This is a genomic window from Orenia metallireducens (genome assembly GCF_003001995.1).
Taxonomy (GTDB): Bacteria; Bacillota; Halanaerobiia; order Halobacteroidales; family Halobacteroidaceae; genus Orenia; species Orenia metallireducens_B.
This window is the reverse complement of record NZ_PVNB01000024.1, coordinates 1-13748: the sequence shown is the minus strand read 5'-3', so window position 1 is coordinate 13748 and position 13748 is coordinate 1. Positions and strand designations below refer to the sequence as shown.

Sequence of the window (13748 nt, the reverse complement as noted above, 5' to 3'; positions counted from 1 at the left end):
CTTTTATAATTTCACTAACTTACCAGACTTAGCCCAACTTATACCTAATTCTGTTGGTAATAAATATTTATCATAACAATCTTCTAAAACTCCATCTAAACCTTCAACATATCTAATCTCTTCATTATTATTATAAGCACTTCTAATTAGCTTTTCTGCAAATCTAGTAGCCTCTCCCACAGACTGGTGAATTCCTTTAATTGCTTGTACCTGAGCTAAAGTAGCTTCTGGACCACAATAGATAGATTCTTTATTCTCTACAGCATCAATTGCCAACCAGATCTTCTTAGTATCATCTTTAAAGGGATCACCATAATTTTTCATACTACCATCTTCAAATTCTGCTATAATCTCTGCCCCCTCTTCACTCCCATCATAAGTTACAACCCCTTGTTCAAATTCAAAGACAAAACGGGGATTGACCCTTTCTTTGACAGCATGGGTAGCATAGAATAATACCTCTGTACCATCATTGACCATCGTCCTTAAAGCTACTGTATCGAAGGTTTCGATATCATTAACCTTATAGGTCTCTGCTTGAATAGATTTAAGAGTAGCACTCTGGTTTATTTGGCTTCCTAAAAGATAATACATATTATGCAGAAAATGAGCTGTGGCATTATTGGCTACACTATCAAAGACCCAATTACCCTTATTATCCTTTATCTTGCCAGCCCAGTTATTACGATTATAATAATCAATACTTCGTGGCCATAAAACTATAGTCTTTAGTCTGACTGCTCTTCCTAGTACTCCTTTGATAATATCTCTTTTTAACTCTTGAATTGCATCACTAAAGGACCACTGATAGCCAATAGCTACAAATTTTCCACTTTGATTCTTCTTGTTAATTATTTGATTTCCTGACTCAACAGTAGCAGATAATGGCTTTTCACATAATACATTACTACCATTATCTAAAGCAGTTACTATATGCTTTAGATGATACTGAATTGGCGAAGAGATACAGACTAGATCAGCCTTTTCTTCTAAATAGAATTGATCCATTGTAGAATAAATTTGAATTTCTCTCTTCTCTAACTCTGCTAATCTCTGACACCCTTGAGGATAAGGATCGACTACTCCTCTTATCTTGTAATTTCTCTCTTTCTTATTATCTAATAGAGCATTGACGTATTTATTGCCATAACCACCGATGCCAACTAATAAAATATCCAAGGGTTTATCCACAAATAAACCTCCCTATTGAAATAATTAATATTGTTATAAAGTCAATCATTAACTCAAATCTTTTGATAATCTAATTAGGAAGGAGGATAATTCCCCCTTCCTAATTAGATTAGTAATTAATAGAAGAGAAGTTCTAAGTTCTTTCTAAAGCTTTATCTTAAAATATAGCACTTGCATTCTTTCTAAATTCCTTTGCACCTTGTTCAGGAGTAATTTGCTTATAAATAATCTTCCAATAGACCTCTTCATAGGCTCTAATTACTTCCTGAGCTATAGGTGGCTCAGCAGGTAGAACAGAACCAGCATTAGCTGCAGCTTCATCAACAAAATCAAAGACTATCTTGTCATACTCACTTGCATCTGCTTTGATTGCTGCTTTTACCTTGCTTTCAACTGGAGTTCCTCTATCTGTTCCTAATATCTTACCTGCTTCAATATCATGGAACCAGAAATTCAAGAATTTCATTACCTCTTCTGGGTACTCTGTATTCTTACTTACTGTCAGCAACATAGCTGGGTTTAAGTATCTACCTTCTTGAACTTGATCTTTAGCTCTAGGATATAAGAAAGGATATAGTGTTTTGCCAGCCCCTGTTGAGATGGCAGCAAGCTGATTACTCCAGTAATTTGTTGCAGTTGCAGCTTTCTGTTTAGTTACTAAATCCTCTTCAATTGCACCAGCAGTCTCTTGTCTTTGTGATGCATTCTGTACAGCTCCTGCATTTATCAGGTCTAAATCCATCTTCATAAAGTCTACAAACAACTGATCATCATCATAGCCTAAGCTCTTACCATCTTCAGCAAAGAAGCTTGCTCCATGCTGCCTTAAATAAACTGTAAAACCTGTACAATCTTGTTGAGCTGCTGGAGTTGAAGCTCCCAAAATACCTAGTTTATCATGAATCTTCTTAAACATCTCTGCTCTATCTTGCCAAGTATCATCTGTACTTGGATAAGCTACTCCTGCTTTATCAAATAATTCTTTATCATAATAGCCTGCTGGAGCATTAACCCCTGTAGCCATACCCATCTGCTTGCCATAAATTTTACCCATCTCTAGATAAGCATCACCAATATTAGCAGTATCTAAAGTACCATTCTTTATATAAGGAGTTAGATCTAACAACTGATCATTTTTAACATAACCACTCATATATTTACGGACATGTTGAATGATATCAGGTAAGTTCTTTCCTGCTGCTTGAGCATTCATCTTATCCCAATAACCACTCCAACCTGTATACTCTGGTTGAACTTTAATGTTAGGATACTTTTTTTCAAATAATTCTATAACCTTTAATGTTCTTTCATGTCTACTTTGAGAGCCCCACCAAGCAAAGCGAATTGTAACTTGATCATCTTCACTCTTATCATCTCCACCAAAGATCCACCATGCACTACTTGTAACTGACAAAGAACAAACCAACACTAAGGTAAAACTTAATATTAACCATTTTTTATTAAACATATATTCCCTCCTAAATTTTTATTTATTTCTAATTGTTATCATATATTATAGTCATCCAACTTTAGAAAGAAGTTTAATTATGAAATTATAAAGAGATAATGCGACACTTTTTAATAACCACTAGCTACTGGCTACTAGCCTCTAGCTTTATAAGTTCTTAGCTAATAGCAGATTTATCACGGAGGGTTTATGATTTTCAAACCCATAGGAGAGGCCAGTAGCTAGTAGCTAAAGTGTCACTATATCCCCATTAAGCTCCACTTTAAGATCTGATATTTATAGTAAGTTTACTAATATCCTAAGATATTATTTGCTTTCCTTCTAAACTCTTTTGATCCTTCTTTAGGACTGATCTGTTTATAAATAACCTTCCAGTACACCTCTTGAAATGCTTTAATAACTTCTTGATACTCAGGTGGCTCAGGAGGAAGAACAGAACCAGCATTTTCTGCAGCCTCATCAACAAAGTCAAATACTACTTGATCATATTTATCTGCTTCTGCTTTTACTGCCGCTTTCACCTTACTTTCAGTTGGAGTTCCTCGATCTGTACCTAATATTTTACCTGCTTCAATATCATGGAACCAGAAGTTAAGAAACTTCATTACTTCCTTTGGATGTTTTGTATTCTTGCTTACTGTTAGTAACATCGCTGGTTGTAAGTATCTTCCCTCTTGAACTTGACCTTTAGCTATCGGGTATAGGGCAGGGGTTAATATCTTACCAGCCCCCATTGATAAAGCTGCAAGTTGGTTACTCCAATAGGTTGCAGTTGCAGTTTTTTGTTTAGTAATCCAATCTTCCTCAATTGCACGTGCAGATTCTTGTCTCTGAGAAGCATTTTGTACGGCTCCTGCTTTTATCAGATCTAAATCCATTTGCATAAAATCTACATATAATTGATCATTATCATATCCTAAGCTATCTCCATCTTCAGAGAAAAAGTTTAGTCCATGCTGTCTGAGATAAATTACAAATCCTATACCTTCTTGTTGGGCCAATGGAGTTGAAGCCCCCAGAATACCTAATTTATTATGGATTTTCTTAAACTTCTCTGCTCTATCTTGCCAAGTATCATCTCCACTTGGATAAGCTACTCCTGCTTTATCAAATAATTCTTTATCATAATAAACTGCTGGTGCATTAACTCCTGTAGCCATCCCTATTTGTTTACCATAAACTTGCCCCATTTGAAGATATACATCATCAATATTGCTAGTATTTAAAGTACCATTTTCTATATAGGGAGTTAAATCTAGCAACTGACCACCCTCAGCATATCCGTTGATATATTTACGAACATGTTGAATAATATCAGGCAAGTTGTTTCCAGCAGCTTGGGCATTCATTTTATCCCAATAACCACTCCAGCCTGTATACTCTGGCTGAACTTTAATATTTGGATATTTCTTTTCAAATAATTCTATAACCTTTAATGTTCTCTCATGCCTACTTTGAGATCCCCACCAGGCAAAACGGATTGTAACCTTATCATCCTTTATCTTCTTATCATCTCCACCAAAAATCCACCAAGCATTACTAGTAACTGATAAAGAGAACACCAATACTAAAGTCAAAAATAGCATTAACCCTTTCTTATTAAACATATACTTCCCCCTTAGCTTTCATTGGCTTATTACTCATAGCTATAATTAGATTTATAGCTAAGAATTAACACTCAAATGCAAATAAAAATTTAAAGGTGAAAAATATAGTGAATTTTAATAAATATTAAGGTATGATCTAGTACTATCCTATAGAGCTTTGAAATTTTAATTATAGGATAGCACCTTTTGCTGGTTTTATTATATTGGTCAATTCAGCTATCATAGCAGATAAATATAGTAAAAATTCTATATCTACCTAATTTATAGGTACTTTAATCTCATCACCTGGATAAATTAGATCTGGATTCTCTAAATGATTTAATCTAGCTAATTCTGGCCACCATAGTCCATAATCAACAGCAATCTGACTTAAAGTATCTCCATACTTGACTAGATAGATTTGATAACCTCTATTAGCTGATTTACTTTCAATTGGCTTAAGGAAGTCTCCCAATAAAATGTTACCTTGGGCATCCCTTTTAAAAGGTAACTTTGGATTGACACTTACAAAGTCCTCTTCTGTTATCCTTTCACCAAATTTATTCTCTGAAACAGATCCATTGAACATATAGTTATTGGCTGCTTCTAGCTCTTTTGGATAACTATCTGCCTCAATCTTTTTGGTGCTTAATGAAATAAAGCCATCAATTTTAAAATCAAGCTCTATTCCTTTATAGCTACTAAAATCTATATTAGCCCCAGCATTGTTAAAGCCAATATTATTGATAGCAATAACCCCTGGATTACTATTGCTAGTAAATCCAACTGCTCCATTTCCAAAAGCTATACTCTGGGTAATAATATGTGCTACATGAACACCTTCACCACCGAGTTTAAATCCATTCTTATCACCATCACCGACAGTACCATCTGTTAGAGTACCATTATTGTAGGCAATAGACTTCTCAATACGAACAGCACCAATAGCTCCTGTACCTACTTTGGTATATAAATCCCAGCCATCATCGATATTATTATGGGAGATACATCCTCTAAAGACATTACCTACACCTGAGGTAAGCTTAGCTGCAAAGCCATCTGCATTATTATTCGATGGGTCAGCATTATCAAAGGAGGTAGAATTAAGGATTAAGTTATAAGATGGCCACTTAGACTTATCATATTCAGTATAGTCTGTACGACTGATCTGTAATCCTGTATCACCATTCTCATAGAATAGACACTCTTCAATTATATTATGGTTACCACCGACAACAAAGCCTCTCTTATTTGGTGCTGAACGGGTAAATTCAATACCTTTTACATGCCAATAATCACCACTTAAAAGAACACCTTCAGTCTTTTTAGCAAAATCTATAATTGGTCTGGCATTTGGTGCTGCCACAAGATATTTTCTAGCTTTAGCAGTACCACTATTATGTTTCTTTATATCCAGTATTGAATTACGTACATATCTACCATCAAGTAGGATAATTTTTTGACCAGCACGAACAAAATTAATTGCAATATCCAAATCAAGTGGATTATCTAGTGTACCTGTTCCATCTGCTTTAGCAGTTGGTGAAACATAGATGTTACCATTTTCATTATATGTCTTCATTTCAACGGTATAATTCTTGACTAATTTATCATAAGAAGTTAGATACTGTGTATCATCAGGCAAGAATATAACACTAAAGTTAGTCTTAGCATTCTTAGCTATCTCTGTATCTATTGAGAATTCTTGATCAGCTTTAAGTGCTTTATCTTTAGCAATAACTTTTCGATCTTGCTTAACAACAACTGTGCCATTAACGTTCGATTCTAACAGTAACTTATAATCAATTTTAGAAGTCTTTTCTAATGATAAGAAGTCAAAAGTAGGTGTCACTGCTTTCTTAGGAGGTTCTACCTTTGGTGCATCAGTTTTTGCTGCTGAAACTCTAAAATCTACATTGCTTACTTCAATATGTCCAACACGAGCAGCGAAGAAGCCTAGATAAATCTTTGAATTTTGAACATTCAATAACTGAGGTTTAAATAATGTTACCTCTTTACCATCATTAAGTCTTCCTACATAACCACTATTTGTCTTGGCTAGAGTCAATCTATATTTCTTAGAAGGATAGGTATTACTTGTTGTAGGTCTTTCTTCTTTAATCATCATACTTGAGAGACCATTACTTCCTGCTCCATCTGGAGATTCAACACCAGTTCTCATAAAGAGCTGTGTTCCATTAGGATCTTTAGTCCCTCCACTAAATCCACCTACACCAACAATGTTAGAAGCAAATACTCCAGTATCATCAAATTCCCCTATGGCATCTCTTGCCATAATACCAAAGCCTTCTTGACCATCATGTGGAGTTTTAGCATATTCAATCACTTTAATATCAGCAGACAATACGAAATTATCCTTTTTAGCATCAATTACTGTGTAATAGAAACTGATACCATCATGGTCTGTTGCAACCTTACCACGACCATTGATAGAAGCAACCTCGATTGTGCCATCTGCTTTTACATTAGCAAAATCATTTTCTTGATCTGTAGATTGGCCAAACCTGGTGTATTTCCACTCATATTTCTTCTGCTTTCTTACAGTTACTGGATAAGTAATAGGTGCAATTGAGTTATTATCAGGAATAATCTTAATCTGATAGACTCCAACCTTGCTATTATCAAAGTTTGATACATTAACTTTGTAATTATAACTAGCCAATACTTCTCTATCAAGATTATCATAGACCTTAGAAACTTCTAAGCCTCTACTTGTAAAATCCTCACCAAGATAGAAGGTAGTCTTAGGATAATCTGTAACTTCAATACCCCTTAACTCTCTTCTCTTTACAGTTAAATTTAATTCTGCTGTTTCTCCTTTATATGAAATAATAACCTCTTTTTGCCCAGCAGTTCTAGTATCTAAAGGAGTTAGCGAATATTCATCTTTACTAAGCCTTACTTTAGTGTCATCACTATATCTTGCATATACAGTCATACCACTAAGATCTAATTTATCACCAAGAAAATATAAACTCTTCTTAGGTGCTTTACTAATTTCTAATCCAGCAATTTCAGCACTATTGACATTTACTTTAAAACTAGTTGCTGTACTAGGAGTTTCAGTTGATCTAACAGTTACTAACTTCTCCCCTGAGCTGTTAAATAGATATTCTTTTCCGGTAACCGATTTCCCTTCAATGAAGAAGGTATATTGATCACTTCTAAGCTCTTCAACTTTATAGCCATTATTATATTCAGCTATCACAGCAAAACCTTCAGGATCAAAGCTATCTCCCTTATAATAATCGGTTTTAGCTGGATAATACTTTATCTTCAAAGCTGTACAGGTTAAAGGATTTATCTTTAAGTCAGTAGTTGTAGTTACTCCATTGTAATTTATTGTAATTGTGTTAGTACCTACTACACTACTATCAAAACCTGCTACAATATAATCATCCTGTGAAAGTACCTTTTGAGCACCATCAGAGAATTCTGCTGTTACTTTCAATCCTGTTAAGTCTAACTTTTGCTCTAAAAGATAATCAGTCTTCATTGCAGCTGTATCTACCTTGAGATCTGTTACCTTTCTAGTATCTACATTGATCTTAATATCACTAAAGGTAACTGCTGTATTTCTAGCAGTATAAAGACCAACATAACGGGTACTACCTACAAAACCGTCAAAATTAGCAACTACTACAGGGTCTTCATTACCAAACTTCAATACATAAGTATTACCAGATTTCTTAATACTCAAATCATAGACAGCACCTGCACTAGGCACAGCTTCATTTACTAATTCTCCTATCTTGGTCTGCCCCTTTGCAGTTCTATAAAACCCTGTCTTGGGAACATCTTTTTTAGCATTAAGAATTCCAGCAGCCAGAGCATATCCTATATCATGTTTATTACTCTGATTATAAAGTACCTTATCTCTAACCATTAGACCAAAGGATACCTGATTATTTATAGTAAAGGACTCTACCTTAGCTTTAGCTGTAATTTCAAAGTTAGTATTGGCATTAGTTTCCTTGAAATAATAAGCTATTCCTTCTGATTTACTCTCAATCTTACCTTTATTATTAGAACTTCTTAGCTTAACACTTCCATCACTCTTCTCTCTAATCTCAAAGTTCTCTTCAGTTATTTTGTCCTGTCCACCGACATTGCCAAAGATACTTTTTTGCCAATCACTAAATTCACCTTCAATGCTTAAGCTTATATTACTAAAGGTAACCGTTGTATTTCTGGCAGTATAGAGACCTGCAAATAATTTTCCACTTTCAAACCCATCAAAATCATTGATTATCACAGGCTCTTCATTACCAAACTTTAGTACATAGGTATTTCCTGATTTCTTAATACTTATATTATAAACACTACCAGAGCTAGGGATAGCATCATTTACTAATTCCCCTACTTTGCTTTGCCCTTTGGCAGTCCTATAAAATCCTACCTTAGGGATATCCTTTTTAGCATTTAAAATTCCTGACGCCAAAGTATATCCTATATCTTCTTTATTACTCTGATTATAAAGTACCTTATCACGAAGCATTAGACCAAAGGATACCTGATTATTCATAGTAAAGGATTCTACTGTAGCTGTTGCACTAAATTCAAAGTTAGCATCAGCAGGAACCTCTTTAAAATAATAAGCTATTCCTTCTGATTTACTCTCAATCTTACCTTTATTATTAGAACTTCTTAGTTTAACAGTCCGATCACTATTTTCAGTGATTTCAAAGTTTTGAGTAGTTATCTTATCTTGACCACCTACATTACCAAAGATACTTCCTTGCCAATCACTTGAAATACTAATCATCTGATCCTCAGCACAAACTATTATTGAAACCAATAATAGAGATAAAACTAACAGACAAATAGTTGGTACTCTTTCCAAAGTCAGCACTAAACAACCCCCTTTTTATCATATCTATTCCCTGCTTCTTATCTAAAGCATTGCTTTAAAGTCTAAAACAAACTATTTATAAATAAGGAAGAGCGGGCGCATATTCTCCCGCTTCATTCCTTATAGTGATAAGATAGTCAACTTAGAACTTATATCTGATTCGTCCCATAGTTTTAGTCTCATCATCACTCTTAACATAATGTTCAAATTCTAGCTTAGTATTTTTAGTGATTTGGTATTTAGCACCAAGAGCAAGACCATTATACTCAGCATCAGTATCTTCAAAACGAGGATTAATAGCATATTCTGCACTAACATCAAATTTGGAACCAGCAACCTTCTTCCACTGAAAACCTAACACAGGGTCAATACCATCAATACCCTTACTACCATAACGAGAATATTTCTTATCATTAGCACTATAATCAACAGCATTAACAAAGAACTTCATCCCATTATCAAGCTTATAATAAACATCCAAAGCTAAAAGATCTGCATCACTAGAGCTACTACTGCCTGCAGCAGGTTTTGCTAAATCAGCATAACTGATCTTAGCTCCCCAGTTACCAGCATTATAGTCAGCAGTCAAACCATACGCACCAGCACCAATCTCTTCTTCCTCATCATCAGCATAAGGTTGGTACAATACATCAAAAGTCAAACCATCTACTGAAGTATTAAAAGTAGTAGCAGCCATAATATCAACACTTGGAAATTCATGATATTCTGCAGATTTCAATAAAACACGACTTGGAGTGAATTTATATCCATAGTGACCAGCCTTTATAGAACCCCAAGACTCTTTATATTTTACATAATACTCATCTGCATACATCTCGCCATTATCTTTATCAGTCTCATTTTTTACTCTAAATTTAGCAAAAACATGAAGTGAATCACTTAAGTCATCTTCTATACTAACTCTTAAATCAGATTGAGCATAGTTTTCATCATCTTTAGTTTCATCCTTGTAAATGTTATAACGAAAATCTCCCTTGATAGTTGGGTTTGCCATAGAAACTGTAGTGAATGCAAAAATTAATAAAGCACTTAATAACAAAATTGAAAATCTTCTCATTTTAAATTTCCCCCTAATAATAGTTTTTTAGTTTAAAATAAAGCCTTCAAAATCTTTAGATCACCTCCTTAATTTAATAATCTATCGCCTAATATTAAAAACCTGCTAAACTTATATTGATATCATAAATTATTGATATCATCAGTTTTAACAGGCTTATAGGCTTATAGACTTATATTGTATTTTATAAACTTATTGACTCATTTTGGGAACCGTTTTCCAAGCTCCTAAATTATTGCTTTACTTGTACTTATAAGTAGTTCTCTTAATTGAATTAACTTATACTTGCTTGACTCTAAAATCAGATTTAAAAATCATTTTTTAGAAATAAATTAGCATGGATCAAAGATTAATTAAATCTCAAAATCTTCATTGTATCATCTTATATTTTCATCTATGCCAATTATCTTTGTATTTTATCTTATAGAGTTGGATGTCTATCTCTTAGAGTAGGTTTCACCCCAAGGGTACTCCCTTAAGAAGACTACCCTCAGGGTCTGCCTAACAGGCAGTTGGGGAAAAACAATAGTACTTTGTGGAGCAACTTAATGAAAAAAGTGTCAAGCCTAAGCATTATAGGCTTTAATGGGGTTGTAAACTTATATTAGTTATATTATATTTTTATAAAATTATACATTTTGTATAATTTATATAAATTATACCTTGTTTTTCCTCATATGTCAAATGTTTTTTGAAACTTTTTTCTGATTTCAAGAGAATAAATCAGATTTATTTATTTATTCTTGATAAACAACTTATAAAATTAACCTTTATAAGCTTATCTTCTCAATAAATCATAAAGAATATAAATATATTCCTAATCAGAAATTTTATCTGCCATATTACCTAATCTCAAAATCTCCCATCTGATCACCTCTATAATTTTAATTAGCTATCTGATCTAGTTTATCAACAGAGGATATAATCTTTCTCTTCTAAGATACCTTTACTAAAGGCATAATACCAGATCACTATACTTTCAACCCCTTCACCAATGCTAATAGCTATAGCTCCTAAAACAGCAACCTCTATATCTATAATTGATACTAATAACCAGAAAGATATAGCAACAACCACCAAGTTAATTGTCTTGGCTATCCCGATTATAGAAGTATTCTGCTGTTGCATCAATACACCCCAATAGGCTTCTTTGAAGGCACGAATCACTGGAAATAATGAAAAAGCAATCATAACCTGTCGAGCAATTTCAGTAACTGGTTCTGAAATAGAGATCAAGGTATTCAATACCCAATAACCAATTGGACTAATTGCTGTAATGAATATCAAACTACTAACAACTGCCCCTGACCCTACACAGAAGTTGCGAATCTTATTCCAATTATAATTATCAAGGTGATATGAATAAACCAAAGAACACTGATGCAACATATCAAGAGCACCCACCAAGACCATGACTAAAGTCCAAGCAACACCATAAGCTGCCAATGAATTGGTTGCTGTATGGCTATGAGCTATACCACTTTGGATAACAGGCTGCACAAACTGGATTAAAAATGACATCAGCCCTATAGGTATAAAGAATTTAATGATTTTAGATAATGTTAACTTTTCATCATCTTGGATAACGATTTCCTCTATCGCCCCCTCTAAAGAGCCATAGTAATAAATTAAAGCTCCCCCAATGAAAAGTGTCTCAATTCCAATACCTACCACCCAAACTAAACTACCTGCTACAACCCCTGAAACTGCTTTACTGTATGTAATCCACCATAGGAACAATAAAATAGCAACTATTCTTAGCAATACTCCAGGTGTAAGCAGTTGGGTCTTCTTTAAGCTAATAGCTATTCCCTGATAGATATTACGTAAGGCCTCAAGGAAAGGAATAAAACACATAATCCTCAAGGCAACATACCCAAAAGCAATCTGCTTAGGCTCTGTCAACCCAATTACCTTACTTAATAAAAAACCACCTAAGGGAGTATAGCCCAATAAAGATAATATGAAAAAATAAGTTCCACTTAATAATAAGATAAATTTAGTTGCCAGATAATAACCTTCAACACTCTTCACTAAAGACGTAATTACTTGGCGACTCATATGAATAGGTGATTTTATAATATTACTTATACTTTTGGCCACAGCAAATACAGCCAAGGTCAATTCAGGAAAGGGCAATCGAGCCAAGGTAGCATTGACAGCAGTATGGGATATTCCAATTATAGCCGGCATAACAGCAAGGGGTAAAAAGAAATAAAATAATTGACGATAACTAATTTTTTTGAACTCTTCTGACATTGAGACTGAAACTCCTTTCAGATACATTAACTCTCTTCAATCAGCTATAACCATCTTTTAAACCATTCACAGGGCTTATCAGTAGCAACCTCATGCCCTTTATCGATAATATCTTTAGCTACTTTATCTTCAATATCTAGACATTGATATACCTCTTTTATCCTCTGATAAGCAGTTAATACACCATCAATAGGGAAGATATTATCTGTCAGTCCAGCTTGGATTAACAGAGGTCTAGGAGCAATCATCCCAATAATATCAGCTAACTCGGCATACTTCAATATCCCCGGTATATAGTTGTCTAAACAATGCTCTGTTGACATAATACTATCCTTGAAGGTATTGGTATAACCACTGATTACAGCTACCCTTATTCTCTCATCAAGAGCACTAGCTAAAGCAGCCACCATCCCTCCCCCTGAAAAGCCCATACAGCCTATTCTTTGACTGGCTACATCATTTCTACTTAACAGATAGTCGATACTTCTACTAATATCAATTACCCGCATCCCTGCCAGAGTCTTACCAAACATCAATAGATAAGTAGCCAGTTGATAACAGGAATTTTCAGTTGGAGTGCTATGATTATCCTCTGCTAGCCTCCTCTCTCCAAAACCAATAATCTCAGGAGCAATCACTAAAAACCCCTTTTTTACTAAGTCTAGAGCAAAATTATTATGGCAAGTTGGCTTTTGATTCTCCAAACCTGCTGGAGTTAATCCTACAACCTCTTTACTACCATAGCCATGACCATGGCAGGCTACTATAGCTGGGTATTCTTTTCTTTTATCCTTTGGAATTAAGAGATAAGCAGAGGTCTTTAAGTAGTCATTTATATTAAAGACCACTCTCTGCCGTAGATAAGAATCATATTCTACCTCTTCACTGATCTCTGCTTTTAAAGGGGTATTATCTTCTACTGTAATCCCACCTAATGCTTCAATCAGAGCTTCCTTCAAGTCTTCTCTCCAATTAGACCACTCCTCTTTACTCTTAGAAGCAAAGGTATACTTTGGAAGATGATCTTGGTACAGTACTTTAAGATATTTATCAGGATTTAAAGACATATTATCCTCCTTTCTTATAAGATCCAGAATGGAAATCAACTATATCTTATTATAAATGAAACAATATAGAGATATTACGACATTTTTACTTTTTTAGTTTTTTTCAATGATATCTCATTTTTAAGTTTTTATCACTATCGTTGCATTGTTAAAAAATACAATTGAAACTCTTACTATATTTTATTACTCATAGTTTTAAATTTAACAATAGGACAAATGTCCTATT

Annotated in this window: 7 protein-coding genes; all 7 read right to left on the bottom strand. The window is 34.1% G+C overall.

Going from position 1 to position 13748, the window contains the following annotated elements:
- Positions 1 to 3: 3 nt before the first annotated feature.
- Positions 4 to 1191 (bottom strand): Gfo/Idh/MocA family protein, encoded by a 1188-nt coding sequence (locus BX659_RS14360; protein ID WP_106231924.1) that lies wholly within the window; start codon positions 1189 to 1191, stop codon positions 4 to 6.
- 157 nt (positions 1192 to 1348) lie between these two features.
- Positions 1349 to 2659: an ABC transporter substrate-binding protein gene (locus BX659_RS14355; RefSeq protein ID WP_106231923.1), complete on the bottom strand. Its 1311-nt coding sequence runs from the start codon at positions 2657 to 2659 to the stop codon at positions 1349 to 1351.
- Between the two features lie 290 nt (positions 2660 to 2949).
- Positions 2950 to 4266: an extracellular solute-binding protein gene (locus tag BX659_RS14350; protein WP_106231921.1), complete on the bottom strand. Its 1317-nt coding sequence runs from the start codon at positions 4264 to 4266 to the stop codon at positions 2950 to 2952.
- Positions 4267 to 4522: 256 nt separating this feature from the next.
- Positions 4523 to 9118 carry a bacterial Ig-like domain-containing protein gene (locus BX659_RS14345; RefSeq protein ID WP_106231919.1) on the bottom strand — a complete coding sequence of 1532 codons (4596 nt, stop codon included), beginning with the start codon at positions 9116 to 9118 and terminating at the stop codon, positions 4523 to 4525.
- Between the two features lie 142 nt (positions 9119 to 9260).
- Positions 9261 to 10196: a porin gene (locus tag BX659_RS14340; RefSeq protein WP_097016976.1), complete on the bottom strand. Its 936-nt coding sequence runs from the start codon at positions 10194 to 10196 to the stop codon at positions 9261 to 9263.
- A 909-nt stretch (positions 10197 to 11105) separates the two neighbouring features.
- A complete protein-coding gene (locus tag BX659_RS14335) occupies positions 11106 to 12455 on the bottom strand; it encodes a hypothetical protein (RefSeq protein ID WP_172431838.1) in 1350 nt (449 codons plus the stop codon).
- Positions 12456 to 12499: 44 nt separating this feature from the next.
- On the bottom strand, positions 12500 to 13522 hold the full coding sequence (locus BX659_RS14330; protein ID WP_097016974.1) for an alpha/beta hydrolase: 1023 nt from the start codon (positions 13520 to 13522) through the stop codon (positions 12500 to 12502).
- Positions 13523 to 13748 lie beyond the last annotated feature (226 nt).

Bases quoted from the DNA above. Each gene is read 5' to 3' on its own strand.
- BX659_RS14355 (WP_106231923.1), bottom strand. From the start codon at position 2,659: ATGTTTAATAAAAAATGGTTAATATTAAGTTTTACCTTAGTGTTGGTT.
- BX659_RS14350 (WP_106231921.1), bottom strand. From the start codon at position 4,266: ATGTTTAATAAGAAAGGGTTAATGCTATTTTTGACTTTAGTATTGGTG.
- BX659_RS14340 (WP_097016976.1), bottom strand. From the start codon at position 10,196: ATGAGAAGATTTTCAATTTTGTTATTAAGTGCTTTATTAATTTTTGCA.
- BX659_RS14335 (WP_172431838.1), bottom strand. From the start codon at position 12,455: ATGTCAGAAGAGTTCAAAAAAATTAGTTATCGTCAATTATTTTATTTC.
- BX659_RS14330 (WP_097016974.1), bottom strand. From the start codon at position 13,522: ATGTCTTTAAATCCTGATAAATATCTTAAAGTACTGTACCAAGATCAT.